The 15,954-nt window shown below is 72.5% G+C and carries 16 protein-coding genes; 7 read left to right on the top strand and 9 right to left on the bottom strand.

The genetic code is table 11. The annotated features are described in order from the left end of the window. The first annotated feature begins 1 nt into the window (after position 1). A complete protein-coding gene (locus K3554_RS13535; protein WP_259941105.1) occupies positions 2 to 772 on the top strand; it encodes a LamB/YcsF family protein in 771 nt (256 codons plus the stop codon). A gap of 63 nt (positions 773 to 835) precedes the next feature. On the opposite strand, the gene K3554_RS13530 is transcribed toward K3554_RS13535, so the two are convergent. The 5 genes from K3554_RS13530 to K3554_RS13510 all read right to left on the bottom strand — a co-directional run bounded on the left by K3554_RS13530 (position 836) and on the right by K3554_RS13510 (position 4,510). Further along, the gene (locus tag K3554_RS13530) at positions 836 to 1,600 is read right to left on the bottom strand and encodes an SseB family protein (RefSeq protein WP_259941104.1); all 765 of its coding nucleotides are present in this window, start codon (positions 1,598 to 1,600) and stop codon (positions 836 to 838) included. 265 nt (positions 1,601 to 1,865) lie between these two features. After that, on the bottom strand, positions 1,866 to 2,447 hold the full coding sequence (locus K3554_RS13525) for a uracil-DNA glycosylase family protein (RefSeq protein WP_259941103.1): 582 nt from the start codon (positions 2,445 to 2,447) through the stop codon (positions 1,866 to 1,868). 47 nt (positions 2,448 to 2,494) lie between these two features. Further along, positions 2,495 to 3,109 carry a cysteine hydrolase family protein gene (locus K3554_RS13520; RefSeq protein WP_259941102.1) on the bottom strand — a complete coding sequence of 205 codons (615 nt, stop codon included), beginning with the start codon at positions 3,107 to 3,109 and terminating at the stop codon, positions 2,495 to 2,497. Between the two features lie 25 nt (positions 3,110 to 3,134). After that, complete coding sequence (locus K3554_RS13515; RefSeq protein WP_259941101.1) at positions 3,135 to 3,452, bottom strand: multidrug efflux SMR transporter; 318 nt, start codon at positions 3,450 to 3,452, stop codon at positions 3,135 to 3,137. A gap of 107 nt (positions 3,453 to 3,559) precedes the next feature. Then, positions 3,560 to 4,510 carry a calcium/sodium antiporter gene (locus K3554_RS13510; protein ID WP_259941100.1) on the bottom strand — a complete coding sequence of 317 codons (951 nt, stop codon included), beginning with the start codon at positions 4,508 to 4,510 and terminating at the stop codon, positions 3,560 to 3,562. Between the two features lie 245 nt (positions 4,511 to 4,755). On the opposite strand from K3554_RS13510, the gene K3554_RS13505 reads away from it, so the two are divergent. The 4 genes from K3554_RS13505 to K3554_RS13490 all read left to right on the top strand — a co-directional run bounded on the left by K3554_RS13505 (position 4,756) and on the right by K3554_RS13490 (position 8,147). Continuing rightward, a complete protein-coding gene (locus tag K3554_RS13505; protein WP_259941097.1) occupies positions 4,756 to 5,448 on the top strand; it encodes a MarC family protein in 693 nt (230 codons plus the stop codon). Positions 5,449 to 5,576: 128 nt separating this feature from the next. After that, complete coding sequence (locus tag K3554_RS13500; protein WP_259941095.1) at positions 5,577 to 5,888, top strand: co-chaperone GroES; 312 nt, start codon at positions 5,577 to 5,579, stop codon at positions 5,886 to 5,888. Positions 5,889 to 5,959: 71 nt separating this feature from the next. After that, the gene (gene groL / locus K3554_RS13495) at positions 5,960 to 7,603 is read left to right on the top strand and encodes a chaperonin GroEL (protein ID WP_259941093.1); all 1,644 of its coding nucleotides are present in this window, start codon (positions 5,960 to 5,962) and stop codon (positions 7,601 to 7,603) included. A 193-nt stretch (positions 7,604 to 7,796) separates the two neighbouring features. Further along, positions 7,797 to 8,147, top strand: coding sequence for a PRC-barrel domain-containing protein (locus tag K3554_RS13490; RefSeq protein ID WP_259941091.1), 351 nt, complete (start codon positions 7,797 to 7,799; stop codon positions 8,145 to 8,147). Between the two features lie 236 nt (positions 8,148 to 8,383). Here K3554_RS13490 and K3554_RS13485 read toward each other — a convergent pair whose 3' ends face one another. From K3554_RS13485 to K3554_RS13475, 3 genes are all read right to left on the bottom strand, one after another. Beyond that, positions 8,384 to 9,949 carry a capsule biosynthesis protein gene (locus tag K3554_RS13485; RefSeq protein WP_259941088.1) on the bottom strand — a complete coding sequence of 522 codons (1,566 nt, stop codon included), beginning with the start codon at positions 9,947 to 9,949 and terminating at the stop codon, positions 8,384 to 8,386. After that, on the bottom strand, positions 9,933 to 10,586 hold the full coding sequence (locus tag K3554_RS13480) for an ABC transporter ATP-binding protein (RefSeq protein ID WP_259941086.1): 654 nt from the start codon (positions 10,584 to 10,586) through the stop codon (positions 9,933 to 9,935). The genes K3554_RS13485 and K3554_RS13480 overlap by 17 nt, the downstream gene beginning before the upstream one ends. A 120-nt stretch (positions 10,587 to 10,706) precedes the next feature. After that, the gene (locus K3554_RS13475; RefSeq protein WP_259941085.1) at positions 10,707 to 12,005 is read right to left on the bottom strand and encodes a Na+/H+ antiporter NhaA; all 1,299 of its coding nucleotides are present in this window, start codon (positions 12,003 to 12,005) and stop codon (positions 10,707 to 10,709) included. A gap of 152 nt (positions 12,006 to 12,157) precedes the next feature. Here K3554_RS13475 and K3554_RS13470 point away from each other — a divergent pair, with 152 nt between their 5' ends. Then, entirely contained in the window at positions 12,158 to 13,648 is a 1,491-nt protein-coding gene (locus K3554_RS13470; protein ID WP_259941082.1) for a phosphomannomutase/phosphoglucomutase, read from the top strand. 133 nt (positions 13,649 to 13,781) lie between these two features. Beyond that, positions 13,782 to 15,140, top strand: coding sequence for a mechanosensitive ion channel family protein (locus K3554_RS13465; protein WP_259941079.1), 1,359 nt, complete (start codon positions 13,782 to 13,784; stop codon positions 15,138 to 15,140). Positions 15,141 to 15,212: 72 nt separating this feature from the next. On the opposite strand, the gene K3554_RS13460 is transcribed toward K3554_RS13465, so the two are convergent. Further along, the gene (locus K3554_RS13460) at positions 15,213 to 15,911 is read right to left on the bottom strand and encodes a M48 family metalloprotease (protein ID WP_259941076.1); all 699 of its coding nucleotides are present in this window, start codon (positions 15,909 to 15,911) and stop codon (positions 15,213 to 15,215) included. Positions 15,912 to 15,954: the final 43 nt, after the last annotated feature.

Here is a 15,954-nt window from a genome sequence, read left to right as displayed (position 1 = left end):
GATGCAGGTCGATCTGAACGCCGACATGGGCGAGGGCTTCGGCGACTGGCGCATGGGCGATGACGCCGCGCTGCTGGACGTCGTGACCTCCGCCAACGTGGCCTGCGGCGCCCATGCGGGCGACTGGGACACCATGGCCGCCACCATGCGGCGGGCCGCCGAGCGGGGCGTGGGCATCGGCGCGCATCCGGGCTTTCCCGATCTCCAGGGCTTCGGGCGGCGCCGCATGGCGATGGCGCCCGAGAGCGTGGGCAACCTTGTGGTCTGGCAGTTCGGGGCGGCGCGCGGGATGGCCGCGTCGCTGGGCGCGCAAGTGCGGCACTTCAAGCTGCACGGGGCGCTGGCGAACATGGCGTCGGAGGACGAGGCGCTCGCGCGGGCCGCCTACGAGGCGGCGCTGCGGGTGGACCCCGATGTGATCCTGCTGGTGCTTGCGGGCACGGCGCAGGAGCGGGTCGCGCGGTCGCTGGGCGCGCGCTGGGCGGGCGAGATCTTTGCGGACCGGGGCTACGAGGACGACGCCACGCTGGTGGCGCGTGGGCAGCCGGGGGCGATGGTGCACGACCCCGCGGAGGCCGCGGCGCGGATGGTGCGGTTCGTGAAGGCGGGGGCGATCTTCTCGAATGCGGGGAAGGAGATACCGGCGGCCTGCGACTCCATCTGCCTGCATGGCGACGGCCCGGAGGCGCTGGGCATCGCGCGGGCGGTGCGGGCGGCATTGGAGGCGAAGGGGGTGGAGTTGCGCCCGATGGAGGGGCGGCGCGAGGGTTGAGGGCGCCGGGGCTCTGCCCCGGACCCCGAGGTATTTGTGAAACGAAGACAGAAGGTTGAAGCGTCAGCGCAGGATCGGCGGCCCTTCCTCTTCGTCCTCCCCCAGCGCCATGCCGATCCGCGGGGCACGCTTGGGCAACTCGATGCGCAGGCCATGGCGGGCAAGTGACGCTGCGATCGGGGACGTCGCGGCGGGGAAGATCACGTCGAGGGCGCCGGCCTCTAGGCCCGAGAAGGCGAGGGCTTCTTGGGCGGCTCGGGCGAGGGGGGATTCGGCGCCGGGGGCGGGGTCGACGAAGGCGAGGACGTGGTTGGCGGCGCCGCCCTCGTAGACGGCGCGCGCGAGGTAGGCGTGGCGGGCGGCGCCGGCGGCGAGGGGGAGCTTGGCGTCGAGCGCTTCCAGCAGCGCGTCGGGCAGGGCGCCGGGGGCCTCGATCCGCTCCACGTGGGCGGCCGATTCGGTGGGGTCCTCGGCGAGCGTGTCGGCCAGCCAGCGGATCGCCTCGGGCGGCAGGAGCTGGGCGGAGGGCGCGTCCTCGAGGTTCAGGCCGAGGCCGAAGCCGTTGTCCGACAACAGTTTCGCAAGCGCCCGACCCGACAGCGTGGCGGTGGCGGCGGAGCCGGCGAAGGCGGCCAGACGGTGGGGGCGGTCGAAGGCGAGGGCGAAGGGTTGCCCCTCGATCTCGAACACCTGCGGCGCGTCGGCCTCGCCCAGCAGGAGCGACAGCTCGGCCTCGGCGAGGCGCGACCAGAAGGCGAGGCGGTCGGCGGGCGCGCCGGTCTCCTCGGCCCGGAGGTGGGCGCGGTCGAGGGGGGTGAGGTCGGTCATGGGTGGGGCTCCGTGGGGCGGGATTCGGGGGGGCGCCCTGCGTGCACCCCCCGTGCACCCCCCGTGCATACTGTGAGCACCGGTCCGGCGCAGCCGGACGGATCGGTCCGGTGGACCGATTCGAGGTGCGAACGCCCGTAGCGCAAGCGAAGGGCAGGCGCCGGGGTGGGGGCTCTGCCCCCGCTCGCTGCGCTCGCCCCCCCGAGGTATTTTCGGCAAGGTGAGAGGGGGACGGCTGCCTCTCCCGGCAAGGTGGCGCACCGCCTCACGCGAGCGCCTCGCGGATCGCCGACTGGAGGGCGGGGAGGGTCTCCGCCTCGAACCACGGGTGGCGCTTAAGCCACGCGGTGTTGCGCCACGACGGATGGGGGAGGCACCAGACGCGGGGGGCGAGGGCGCGCCAGTCGCGGACGCGGTCGGTCACCTTGCCCTTACCGAGGTGCCATGCCTGCGCGTAGCCGCCGATCAGCAGCGTGACGGGCGGGTCGCCCGCGTGCTGCAGCGCCGGTTTCCGCCACATCTCGGCGCAGACCTTCGGGGGCGGGATGTCGCCGCCCGCCGCGTCGTAGCCCGGGAAGCAGAAGCCCATCGGCACGATGGCGACGTTGCGCCGGTCCCAGAAGGTGTTCTCGTCCATGCCCATCCACTGGCGCAGGCGCACGCCCGAGGGGTCGTCGAAGGGCTTGCCCGAGAGGTGCGCGCGCATGCCGGGGGCTTGGCTGGCCACGAGGATGCGGGCGCCGCGCTCGAACCACACCACGGGCGCCGGCTCGTGGGCGCTCGCCGTGGCGCGGAAGCGGGGCGCGCAGTGGCGGCAGGCGCGGATGCGGTCGGGCACGTCGGACATGGGGCGGAGGTAGGCCCGCGGGCGGCGGGGGGAAAGGGCGCGCGCAGTCAGGCCGAGGCGGCGAGCGCGGCCTCGACCTCCTCCAGGGTGCGGCGGGCGCCGGTCTGCAGGTACTCCATCGCGCGCAGCGCCGCCTCGTGGGCGGCCTCCGAGGAGCCGGCCACGCAGTCCTCGATCACGCGGCAGTGGTAGTCGGACTGGTGCCCGTCCACGAAGGTGTAGTGCACGCACACGTCGGTCAGCCCGCCGCAGAGCAGCAGCGTGTCCACGCGCAGGCCGCGCAGGAGGATCTCGAGGTCGGTGCCGAAGAAGGCCGAGTAGCGGCGCTTGGGGACCACGTGGTCGCCCGCGCGGAAGCCCATCTCCTCGCGGGCGATCTCGGTGCCCGGCTCGCCCTCCAGGCAGTGGACGTCCTCGGCGCCGTCCAGCTCGCGCCCGAAGTCGACGCCGGAGGGGCGGTGGACCTCCTGCACGAACACGACCGGCACGCCCGCGGCATGGGCGGCGTCCACGGCGCCGCGCGCGGCGAGCATGCGCTCGCGGTAGCCCGGCATGTTCGGGATCGACCGCTCCGCGCTCCGGTCGATGAAGGTGCTGCGCTGGATGTCGATCACGAGCAGCGCGGCGGGGCCGGGCAGGAGCGGCTTGGCGGTGGGGGTCATGGAGGTCTCCTTTCGATGCGTGGGGTCAGGCGCCGTCGAGGCCGACGAGGGCCATGCCGGTGAGCATGAGGACGAGGCCGGCCACGCCTGCGGGGCCGACGGGCTGGCCGAGCCACGCCCAGCCGGCGATCATCGCGCCGGCCGAGCCGATGCCGGTCCAGAGCGGATAGGCCACGCCGAGGGGCAGGCGCCCCATCGCGGCATGGAGCAGCGCGAGGCTGGCGAGCATGGCGGCGGCGGTGGCGACGAGCAGCACGGCGCTGAAGCGCGCCGCCAAGAGCTTGAGGCCGAGGGCCCAGACCGTCTCGAGGAGGCCGGCGGCGAGGAGCAGGAACCAGGACATGGGACACCCGTGCTTGCGGGTCGTCCCGTGCAGCCCATCGGGTGCCGGGTCGTCCCGGCGGGCGTCGCCCCGCTTCTAGGAGCGGGGCGGGGCGGGGGCAAGGGATCTCAGGCCGCCGCCACCAGCCACGCAGTGTAGAGCGCCCAGGCTCCGACGAAGAGGCCGCCCGCCACGCGCCCCAGGCCCCCGTGCCAGGCGATCGCCAGCAGCAGCGCCAGCGCCGCCGCGCCCATGACCCAGACGTCGACCGCGGCGATCTGCGCGGGCACGGCGATGGGCCGCACCAGCGCCGTCACGCCGAGGATGCCGAGCACGTTGAAGATGTTCGAGCCCACCACGTTGCCGAGCGCCATGTCGGTCTGGCGGCGCGCGGCCGCGGCCACGGTGGCGGCCAGCTCCGGCAGCGACGTGCCCACGGCGACCACGGTGAGGCCGACCACGGTCTCGGAGAGGCCCGAGCGCTCGGCCAGAGCGATGGCGGCGTCCACGAGGAGGCGCGCGCCGAGGATCGTGGCGACGATGCCCGCCGCGGCGAGGCCGAGGCCGAGCCAGAGGTTCGGGGCGGGCCCCCTGGCCGGGGCGATGCCGTCGAGGAGGACGGCGGCTCCGGCGGGCGCCGCGCGGGCCGCGCGCCATGTGGTCCCCACGTAGAGCGCGAGCGCGGCCACCAGCACCGCGCCGCCCGCGCGGCCCAGCGTGCCCCAGAGCACGGCGGCGATGCACAGCGCGGTGGCCCCCATCAGCCACGCCCCGTCGCGGCGCAGCGCCGCCGCTTCGGCGGGGATCGGCACCAGCAGCGCGCCGATGCCGAGGATCAGGAGCACGTTGGCGATGTTGGAGCCGACCACGTTGCCCACCGCGATGCCCGGCGCGCCGAGCCAGGTGGCCTGGAGCGAGGTGACGAGCTCGGGAACGGAGGTGCCGAACCCCACCAGCACGAGGCCGATGGCGAGCGGCGAGACGCCGAGGCGGGCGGCGACGGAGACGGCGCCGCGCACGAGGCCGTCGCCGCCGGCGACGAGGAGCGCGAGGCCCGCGGCGAGGGAGAGGAGGAGCATGGAGGGGCTCGGAGTGCGCCGTTGTCCACATGCGGGGCCGGGCCGGCGCGAAGGTCTCGGCCCCGCAGATGAGGGGCGCGCCGGGTCCGGGTTCAAGGTCCCCCGCGAACGATATCTGCGGGGGCGCGGGGCCGCCCGCATGGGCGGCGGAACGCGCGGGGCCGCGACAGGGCGGCCCGGACCGGGTTGCGCCCGGCGGGCGGGCGCGCGATGCCCCGGCGCGCATTACCCCCGGAGGCCCACCCATGGACTGGTCCGCGATCCGCGCCCTGCTCGACGGCCCCGACATCGTGCGCGAGCTGATCACGCTGTTCGTGGTGATCGACCCGGTGGGGACGATCCCGGTGTTCCTCTACGCGGCCGCCTCGGTGCCCGCGGCGCTGCACCGGCGGCTGGCGATCCGCGCGGTGGCCATCGCGGCGGGCGTGCTGCTGGCGTTCCTGATGCTCGGGCAGGTGGTGCTGGAGACGCTGGGTCTGCGGCTCGGCTCGTTCCAGATCGCGGGCGGGATCGTGCTGTTCCTGTTCGCGCTGTCGATGATCTTCGGCGACTCGAAGCCCGAGCAGGAGATCGAGCAGGCGGGGCGCGACCACATGGCGGGCGCGGTGTTCCCGCTGGCGATGCCCTCGATCGCCTCGCCCGGGGCGATGCTGACGATCGTCGTGCTGACCAACAACAGCAGCAACTCGGTGCCGGAGCAGGCGGTGACGGCGGTGCTCCTGCTCGCCGTGCTGGCGTTCACGCTGATGCTGCTGCTCCTCGCGGGGCGGATCGTGCGCGTGATCGGCCCCACGGGGGCGAGCGTGATCAGCCGCGTGATGGGCATCGTGCTGGCGACCATCGCCGTGGACGCGGTGATCGGGGGGCTGGATGCCCTGGGCGTGGTGGACCCCGCGCCGGCGCCCGAGGGCTCGGCGCTGGGGGCGCCGGCGGACTAGAGCCGAAGGCGCGCGGGGAGCGATCACGGACCCGTTGACAGGCCCGGTGCACCTGCCTATCTCGCGATCGTTGTCACTCGCCCCCGGTGAGTGCCAAGCCCCACAACCGCAGAGAAGGAGAGGCCCCGATGGCTTTCACCCCGCTCCACGACCGCGTGCTGGTCCGCCGCATCGAATCCGAGGACAAGACCAAGGGCGGTCTCATCATTCCCGACAGCGCCAAGGAAAAGCCCGCCGAGGGCGAGATCATCGCCGTGGGCGAGGGCGCTCGCAAGGACTCGGGCGAGCTGATCGCCCCCGCCGTGAAGGCCGGCGACCGCGTGCTGTTCGGCAAGTGGTCGGGCACCGAGGTCCAGATCGACGGCGAGGAGATGCTGATCATGAAGGAATCGGACATCCTGGGCATCATCGGCGACACCGCCGCCGCCGCCGCCGCCTGATCACCCGTCTTCCGTGACGCGGCCGGGCATCCGGCCCGCCGCGACCCCACCCCAATCCAAGGAGAATCCTCATGGCCGCCAAGGACGTGAAATTCGACTCCGACGCCCGCAACAAGATGCTCAAGGGCGTCAACACCCTCGCCAACGCCGTCCGCGTGACGCTGGGCCCCAAGGGCCGCAACGTCGTGCTGGACAAGTCGTTCGGCGCGCCCCGGATCACCAAGGACGGCGTCTCCGTCGCCAAGGAGATCGAGCTCGAGGACAAGTTCGAGAACATGGGCGCGCAGATGGTCAAGGAAGTGGCCCAGCGCACCAACGACGAGGCGGGTGACGGCACCACCACCGCCACCGTGCTGGCCCAGGCCATCGTGACCGAGGGCGCCAAGTCGGTCGCCGCCGGCATGAACCCCATGGACCTCAAGCGCGGCATCGACCTCGCGGTCGCCAAGGTCGTGGAGCAGATCCGCGCCATGGCCCGCGACGTGACCGACTCCGATGAGGTCGCCCAGGTCGGCACCATCTCCGCCAACGGCGAGGCCGAGATCGGCCGCCAGATCGCCGATGCCATGCAGAAGGTCGGCAACGACGGCGTCATCACCGTCGAGGAGAACAAGGGCCTCGAGACCGAGACCGAGGTGGTCGAGGGCATGCAGTTCGACCGCGGCTACCTGTCGCCCTACTTCGTGACCAACGCCGACAAGATGACCGCCGAGCTCGAGGACTGCATGATCCTCCTGCACGAGAAGAAGCTCTCGTCGCTCCAGCCGATGGTGCCGCTCCTCGAGTCCGTGATCCAGTCGCAGAAGCCGCTGCTGATCATCGCCGAGGACGTGGAAGGCGAGGCGCTCGCCACGCTGGTGGTCAACAAGCTGCGCGGCGGCCTGAAGATCGCCGCCGTGAAGGCCCCCGGCTTCGGCGACCGCCGCAAGGCCATGCTGCAGGACCTCGCGATCCTGACCGGCGGCCAGGTGATCTCGGAAGACCTCGGCATGAAGCTCGAGAACGTGACCATGGACATGCTGGGCACCGCCAAGCGCGTCTCGATCACGAAGGACGAGACCACCGTGGTCGACGGGCACGGCGACAAGGCCGAGATCGAGGCCCGCGTCTCCCAGATCCGCCAGCAGATCGAGGAGACCACCTCGGACTACGACCGCGAGAAGCTCCAGGAGCGCGTGGCCAAGCTCGCGGGCGGCGTCGCCGTCATCCGCGTGGGCGGCATGACCGAGGTCGAGGTCAAGGAGCGCAAGGACCGCGTGGATGATGCCCTCAACGCGACCCGCGCGGCCGTGCAGGAAGGCGTGGTCGTCGGTGGCGGCGTGGCGCTGGTCCAGGCCGGCAAGGCGCTGGAAGGTCTGACGGGCGCGAACCCGGACCAGAACGCCGGCATCACCATCGTGCGCAAGGCCATCGAGGCGCCGCTGCGCCAGATCGCCGAGAACGCGGGCGTGGACGGTGCGGTCGTGGCCGGCAAGGTGCGCGAGTCGAACGATCCGGCCTTCGGCTTCAACGCCCAGACCGAGGAGTACGGCGACCTGTTCAAGTTCGGCGTGATCGACCCGGCGAAGGTCGTCCGCACCGCTCTGGAGGACGCCGCGTCCATCGCCGGCCTGCTGATCACCACCGAGGCGATGGTGGCCGACAAGCCCGAGAAGCACGGCTCGAACGCCGGCGGCGGCATGCCCGACATGGGCGGCATGGGCGGCATGATGTAAGGCAGCCCGCCTTCGCACTTCGGAAAGGGCCCCCTCGCGGGGCCCTTTCTGCGTTTGGGGGGACGGTGGGGAACGGCTCGGCAGGTCCCCGCCCACGGGCCGCGCACCATCCCGCCGGCGCCCGATCCGGGCGGGAACCCGGCCCCCGGGGGCCTGCGTTTTCCCTGCACGATCAACGACTAGGGAGATCGACATGACACATGACCCCAAGAACCTCGTCGCCGCGGGCGACGTCGCGGGGACGGCTGTGTTCGGCGCCGGCGACGAGCGCGTGGGCACCATCGACCGCGTGATGATCGACAAGAAGTCGGGCAAAGTCGCCTACGCCGTTATGTCGTTCGGCGGCGTGCTCGGGATCGGGGGCTCGGAGCGCCCGGTGCCGTGGGACACGCTGGACTACGACACCTCGCTGGGCGGCTTCCGCACCCGCATCACGCCCGAGCAGCTGGAGGCGGCGCCGAAGGCCGAGACCGGCTGGGAGGCGGACCGCGACTGGCACGAGCGCACCCACAGCGCGTACGGGACGACGCCCTACTACCTCTGACGGAGGGGGCGGAGCGATCCGGCGGGGCCCTTCGGGGCCCCGCTTGCGTTCGGGGGGAGGGGCGATCGTGCCTGGGGCGATGGACGAGCGTGGCGCCGCGTATGGGACGTGGGTGCGAGGGCGCTTCGGGGGCTTCGTTGCTCTGCATCGCCCGCGCTGGTGCGCGGGCGTTCGCGGCTTTGGATCGGTCCACTGGACCGATCCATCCCGGTGACCGCCGGAGGCGGTCTCCGGGATCAGCCGCTCACCTGTTCCCTCAATATGGCCGAGGTCAGCGAGATCATCAGGTAGAGGCCCGAGAAGATCAGGAAGGCCAGCACGGTGTTCTCGAACACGCGCGGATAGGTCGGCGTGTCGGGCGGCACCGGGGGCACGGGGGTGGAGAGGTAGCGCACCTGTCGGTTGGCCTCGATGCGGGCGGTCTCCATCTGGGTGGCGGCCTGCTGGAGCAGGAGTTGCCGGGTCTGCAGGTCCATCTGCGCGACCCCCAGCTCGGCGGTGACGCGGGCGAGGTTGGAGGCGTCGGCGCCGCCGCTGTCGGTCAGCCCCTGGCGCAGGCCCGCCAGCTCGGATTCGAGCTGGGCGATGCGGCTTTCGGCGACCTGCACGCGGGTGCCGTTGGGCCGGCGGTTGGCGAGCAGGGCCTCGAGGCCCAGCCGCTCCTCGCGCAGCGCGGTCTCGATGGCGCTGATCTGGCCGTAGACGTTGCCCAGCTCGCTCTCGGCGCTCACCACGCCGAGCTGCTCCTGCAATGCCACCACGCGGTTCTGCGCGGCGAGCATCTTGGCCTCGGCGTCCTCGTAGCTCTCGCGGGCGCCGTCCATCTGGTCGTCGCGCTTGCGCGCCGTCAGCTGGTCCACCTGCTCCTCGGCGTAGTCGATCAGCGCGCGGCTGAAGCTGGCCGAGACGGCCGGGTCGGCGGCGGCGACCTCCATGCGCACGAGCCCCTCGGTGGGGTCGTAGCCGATGTCGACCATGCGCTTGTAGAGGGCGTAGGCCTCGTCCTGGGTGGCGTCCGGGTCGAGGCGGTTGAGCGGGTCGATGCCGGGCGCCGAGAAGTGGGCACGGAAGTCCTGGTCGGCGTCGAGTCGCAGATAGGCGTCGCGCGACAGCAGGTACCCCTGCACGGCGATGCTGTCGGGCTGCGAGGCGAGGCCGGTGCCCGCGAAGAGCCCGCCCCCGGCGGCGGCGCCCGCCGCGTCGGCCTGCTGGATCACGAACTCCGACTTCGTGGCGTACATCGGCGTCGCCACCTCGGCGTAGTAGTAGCCGGCGATCGCGGTGGGCAGCCCCACGAAGAACAGCAGCCGCACCGCGAGCAGGAACACCCGCCGGCGGCGGCGGCGCGCGATGTCGCGCTGGATGAGCACGATCTCGGCGGCGCGGCCGCCCCCGTCGGCGGGGACGGGCGGGCTGCGGGGCGCGGGCGCCGTGCTGGGCAGGGTCTCGCCCGGCTGGGGCACGACCTGGAGCATGTTGGCCCCGCCGAGCGGATCGATGCCCCGCTCGCGCAGGATCGCCACGGCCTCGTGGTCGGAGCCGGCCTTCACGCCGTGCTTCTGGGCAACGCGCCGGGCGATGCGCAGCTGGCGCCCGGTGAGCGCCTCGACGGGGGGCACGTCGGTGGCCGCGGGCACGGCGGGGGGCGGCGCCGCGGCGGCGGGCGCGCGGGAAGCGGGCGGCTCTCCGGCGGCGTTGGCGGGGGGGCCGGGCGCGGCGACGGCGGACAGCGCGGCGGAGGAGGGCGCGAAGCTCTGGTCGGGGCGGGTGCGGAAGGCCCGCGCCCTAGGATGCGTAGTCATAGAGCCTCTGGGCTTCCTCGAGCGTGTCGAAGTGGTGGAGGCGCCCGTCGCGCAGGACGGCGGCGGTGCGGGCGAAGCGTTCGAGCACCTCGGGCTTGTGGGACACGATCACCACCGTGGCGCGCTGGAGCCGCTCCTGCAGGAGGGAGCCGGCCTTGCGGTTGAACTCGGCGTCCGTGGTGGAGGGCATGCCCTCGTCGATGAGGTAGTAGTCGAAGTCGAGCGCGAGCAGCAGCGCGAAGCTCAGGCGCGCGCGCATGCCCTGGCTGTAGGTGCCGACGGCGCGGTCGAAGTACTCCTCGATGCCGCAGAGCCAGCGGCAGAACGCCTCCACGTAGTCGGGATCGAGGCCGTAGAGCTGGGCGATGTAGCGCACGTTCTCGGTGGCGGTCTGCTTCGAGGAGACGCCGCCCATGAAGCCCAGCGGGAACGAGACGCGCGCGGAGCGGGTGACGGTGCCCTCGTCGGGCTTCTCGAGGCCGGCCATCATGTTGACGATCGTGGTCTTGCCGGTGCCGTTGGGCGCGAGGATGCCCATGGAGCGCCCCGGCTCGACGCGGAAGGACGCCCCCTCCAGGATCACCTTGCGCCGCTGGCCGGTCCAGAAGGACTTGGAGACGTTGTTGAACTCGATCATCTCGCTCTGCGGCCCCCCCTTCTCGACACGACCCGGCCGCGCATAGCGATACGCTAGCCGTCGGGACCTGATAATCCCTTAATGTGTCACGATTACGGGGTCGCGCGGGCGTCGGTGGCCCTAGCGGGGCCTTCGCCGCACCCCCGCGAGGCGGCCCGCCACGACCGCGATCCCCGCCGCCGCGAAGCTCAGCAGCGCCCCCATCTTGCTCGCGTCCTGCACCGCGCCCGGCTCGAAGGCCACGGCGGCGATGAAGAGCGAAACCGTGAAGCCGATCGCCGCCACGCAGCCGACCACCGCGAGGTCCGCCATGCGCATCCCCGGCGGCAGCCCGAGGCGCAGCACGCGGGCGCCGACGTAGCCGAACAGGAGGATGCCGACCGGCTTGCCCAAGAGCAGGCCCGCCAGCACCAGCGCCGTGGGCGCCGAGACGGCCGACAGCTCCACGCCGGCGTTCAGGAGGCCGAAGAAGAACAGGATCACCTCCACGGGATGCTTCAGGAGGTGCTGGGCGTGGTTCAGGAGGTCGGTGAGGTACTGCTCGGCCTCGGCGAAGATGCCGAAGGCGCGGTCGGCGTGGGGCAGGGTGGGCACGATCGGCAGGAGGCCGAGCGCGGGGTGCAGGCCCGACTGCGCGAAGCCGTACCACGACAGCGCGCCCGCGAGCGCGTAGGGCCAGACGCCGAGGTGCTGGCGCACCCAGGTGGCACGCGGGCGCATGGGGTCGGCACGGTCCAGGTGCCGCGGCAGCCAGTTGGCGAGGGCGTAGACCGCGAGCGCGGCGCCGAGGGACACGAGCAGCCAGCCGGGCGCGAGCGCGCCGGTGGGGTAGAACACGGCCAGGATCACCAGCCCCGCGGCGTCGTCCGCGATGGCGAGCAGCAGCAGGAAGCGCACCGCGGGGTGGCCCGCGCCGAACACCACGCGGCCCACAAGGTAGGAGAAGGCGATGTCGGTGGCGGTGGGGATCGCCCAGCCGTTGGCCACCGCGTCGAACGTGTCCGACCCTAGCACGGCCGCCAGCCCGAGGAACACCGCCGCCGGCCCGATCATGCCGCCCGCGGTGGCGCAGAGCGGCGTCGCGGCGCGGCGGCCGCGCAGCGAGCCGCGCTCCAGGATCACCGCCTCCCAGACCTCCTTGGCGGCGACCGAGAAGAAGAAGGCCATGAGGACGTCGTTCACGAGGTAGTGGAAGGTCAGCACCCGCGCCGTCTCGGCGTGGCCGAACGCTTCGGCATCCTCGCCCAGCGCGCGCAGCCACCGCTCCATGGTCACGCCCACGTGGTCGTTGAACCACAGGGGGTACTCCACCACCGCGTGGTAGCCGCGGGGGTCGAGGTTCGCCCAGACCAGGGCGATCACGGCGCCGGCGACCAGGAGGAGGGAGTAGTTGGTGACGAAGTTCCAGACGCGGTACATGGGACCTCCGGCGCACGACTCCGGCGCCCCCTACGGCAAGGGGCCATACGGGGCAACGGCTGCCGGGGGCGGACGCGCGGGCGGCGGCGGGGCTTGCGCAGGGCGGCGGGGGCGGTATCCCGGTAGCGGTACCAATGGGAGGAACCGCCGCCATGAAGCCCCACACCGAAGTCTCGCCGAACACCTGGGCGTTCCTCCGAGATCCCATGATCAAGCCGACCGGCTTCCGCGAGTACGACGCGCGCTGGAAGTACCCCGAGGAGATCAACCTGCCGGGCGTCACGGCGCTGGGGCTGGGGCTGGGCACCCAGATGCGCCTCCGGGGCATCGAGCCGCGCATCGCGGTGGGCAACGACTACCGGGACTACAGCCTCGCCATCAAGAACGCGCTGATCCTCGGGCTGGTGCAGGCGGGCATCCACGTGCAGGACATCGGGCCAGCCGTGTCGCCGATGGCGTACTTCGCGCAGTTCCACCTCGACGCGCCCGCGGTCGCCATGGTGACCGCCTCGCACAACCCCAACGGCTGGACCGGCGTGAAGATGGGCTTCGAGCGCCCGCTGACCCACGGCCCCGACGAGATGAGCGAGCTGCGCGACATCGTGCTCGAGGGCCGCGGCGAGGCCCACGAGGGGGGCAAGTGGGAGTTCGTGGACGGCGTGAAGGAGGCGTACCTCGACGACCTCGTGGGCGACTTCCGGATGAGCCGCAAGCTCAAGGTCGTCTGCGCCACCGGCAACGGCTCGTCCTCGGCCTTCGCGCCCGAGGTGCTGGAGCGGATCGGCGTGGAGGTCGTGCCCTCGCACAACCGGCTCGACTACACCTTCCCGAACTACAACCCGAACCCCGAAGACATGAAGATGCTGCACGACATGGCCGACTCCGTGCGGGCCTCGGGCGCCGACCTCGCCCTGGGCTTCGACGGCGACGGCGACCGCTGCGGCGTGGTGGACGACGAGGGCGAGGAGATCTTCGCCGACATCGTGGGCGTGATCATGGCCCGCGACCTCTCGGCGATCCACGAGAACGCCACCTTCGTGGCCGACGTGAAGTCCACGGGCCTCTTCGCGTCCGACCCGGTGCTGAAGGCGAACGGCGCCAAGGCCGACTACTGGAAGACCGGCCACAGCCACATGAAGCGCCGCGTCCACGAGATCGGGGCGCTCGCGGGCTTCGAGAAGTCGGGCCACTACTTCCTGGCCGAGCCCATCGGCCGCGGCTACGACGACGGCCAGCGCGTCGCCGTGGAGATCTGCAAGCTGCTCGACCGCAACCCCGACAAGTCCATGTCGGACCTGCGGAAGGCCCTGCCCACGGTCTACAACACGCCGACCCTCTCGCCCCACTGCCCGGACACCGAGAAGTACGACACGCTGCAGCGCATCGTGGACCGGCTGGTGCCCATGAAGGGCGAGGGCTCGCTCGGCGGCCAGCGGATCGTGGACGTGGTGACCGTGAACGGGGCGCGCGTGATGCTGGAGAACGGCGGCTGGGGGCTGGTGCGGGCCTCGTCGAACACGCCGAACCTCGTGGTGGTGTGCGAGTCGCCGGAGTCGAAGGACGAGCTGCGGGCGATCTTCGAGGACCTCGACAAGATCATCCGGGTGGAGCCGAACGTCGGGGAGTACGACCAGACGTTCTGAGGGTTGCGAGGGCCGGGGGCTCTGCCCGCGTCCACTGGTCCTCGGACCAGTGGCGGACCAGCGGACGCCCCCCGAGGTTTTTATGGCAAGATGAGAGAGTGCTCGTTGTCCGCCGTGCGCTAGGTCGGTCGGAATGATGCGCTTCCTTCTCGTCCTGCTCCTCCTCGCCCTCCCCGCCTTCGCGCAGGAGGCCGAGGCGCCGCCGTCGCAGCCTTCGGGGGCCATCTCCGTGGAGGAGGCGGGCGGGGGCGACGCCGCCATCGCACGGCGCATTCGCGGCATCCTGGGCGAGCTGGACGGCTTCGAGGGCGTCACCGTTGAGGCCGCCGAGGGCATCGTGACCTTCCGCGGCGAGGTGCTCTCGCCCGAGGCCGTCGACCGGCTGGGCGAGATCGCCGCGCGCGTCGAGGGCGTGGTCGCCGTCGAGAACGAGGTCACCGAGAACACCGAGGTCGCCCGCCGCCTCGACCCCGTGGTGGACCGCTTCCGGGCCCGCGCGGCGCAGGTGGTCGCCTACCTGCCGCTCGTCGCGGTCGCCGCCGCGGTGGGCCTCGCGGTGGCGGGCGCGGGCTGGGCGCTGGCGGCGTGGGACCGGCCCTGGGCGCGGCTGGCGCCGAACGGGTTCATCGCCCAGATCTACCGCGCGCTGCTGCGACTCGTGTTCGCGGGGGTCGGCATCGTGGTGGCGCTCGACATCCTGGATGCGACCTGGGTGCTGACGGGCCTCCTCGGGGCGGCGGGCATCGTGGGGTTGGCCGTGGGCTTCGCGGTGCAGGACACGGTCGAGAACTTCATCGCCTCGGTGATGCTCTCCTTGCGCCAGCCGTTCCGCCCCAACGACATCGTGGAGATCGAGGGCAGCCTCGGGACGGTGATCCGCCTGACCAGCCGCGCCACGATCCTGCTCGATCCCGACGGCAACCACCTGCGCCTGCCCAACAGCACCGTCTTCAAGGCCCGCATCCTGAACTACACCCGCAACGCCGAGCGGCGCTTCGGCTTCATGGTGGGCGTCGACCCCGAGGCCGACATCGCCGAGGCGCGCGAGATCGGGCTGCGGGTGCTGCGCGGGCTACCCTTCGTGCTGGAGGCGCCGCCGCCGCGGGTGTGGATCAAGGACGTGGGCGCCTCGACCGTGGACATGGAGTTCTTCGCCTGGCTCGACCAGACCCGCGCCGAGTTCCCGGTAGCCCGCTCCGAGGCGATCCGGCTGGTGCTGGCGGCCCTCGGCGAGGCGGACATCGGCGTGCCCGAGCCGACCTACCGCATCAACGTGGCCGGCGGCGGCCTGCCGGTGATCGACCTGCCCGACCGCCGGGGACGGCCCGAAGGGCTGACGGCGACGGAAGGCGAGGAGGCGGCGCCGGCGGCCCCGGTCGCCGCCGCACCCGCCCCGGTGGCGCCGGACCGGACGCTGGACACGATGGTGCGCGAGGAGCGGGCGGCGAAAGGCGAGCGCGACCTGCTGAGCACGGCGGCACCGGAGGAGTAGGCGGCGGGCGGAGGCCCCGGCTTAGGGTCGGGGCATGACGGTCTCATCGGGCAGTGGCGGTGAAACGGCGTCCTACCGCGCGGGCAGCCCCTCGCCCCACCGACGCTCCAGCGCCTCGATTGCCGCGATGCGCTCGTCCGACTTGGGGTGGCTCATGAACCAGGCCGGCACGCCCTGCCCACCGGCCCCCGTCATCGCCCCCAGCTTCCGGAACAGCGACTTCTGCGCCGCCGTGCCGATGCCCGCGCGGGTCAGGAGGGCGGCCGCATAGGCGTCGGCCTCGTACTCGTCCTGCCGCGACAGGCGCGCGGCCACGAGCGAAGCGAGCGCGTTGGCGATGGCGACCCCGGCGAAGGGCACGATGCGCCCCAAGACGCCCGCCAGCGCCACGCGGATCGCGTTCTGGCCCGAGAAGTCCACCATGCGCCGCCGCGCGTGACCCAGCGCCACGTGGCCAAGCTCGTGGGCGATCACCGAGGCCATCTCTTCGCTCGTGACTTCGCCGGCGCGGAACTTCCGCAGGAACCCCTTGGTGATGAAGATGCGCCCGTCGGGGGCGGCGAGGCCGTTCACCGGCTCCACGTCGTAGAGGTGGACGGGGATGCGCTCCACCTCCAGCACCGCGGCCATGCGGGCGAGCTGGTGCTCCAGCAGCGGGTCCGCGAGGGGCTTCGAGCGCGCGTCCATCTCGCGCCGGAGGCGCCACGCGGAGAAGAACCACATGACCACGCCGTAGAGGACGGCGAGCAGGAGGGCGGGGGTCTTGATCATGCCTCCGATATGGGGGGCGCGGGGGCGCGCGTCCACGGGGGTG

This window comes from Jannaschia sp. W003 (assembly GCF_025144335.1).
Classification (GTDB): domain Bacteria; phylum Pseudomonadota; class Alphaproteobacteria; order Rhodobacterales; family Rhodobacteraceae; genus Jannaschia.
Note: the sequence above shows the minus strand (reverse complement) of the source record. Positions and strands in the feature narration are given on the sequence as shown.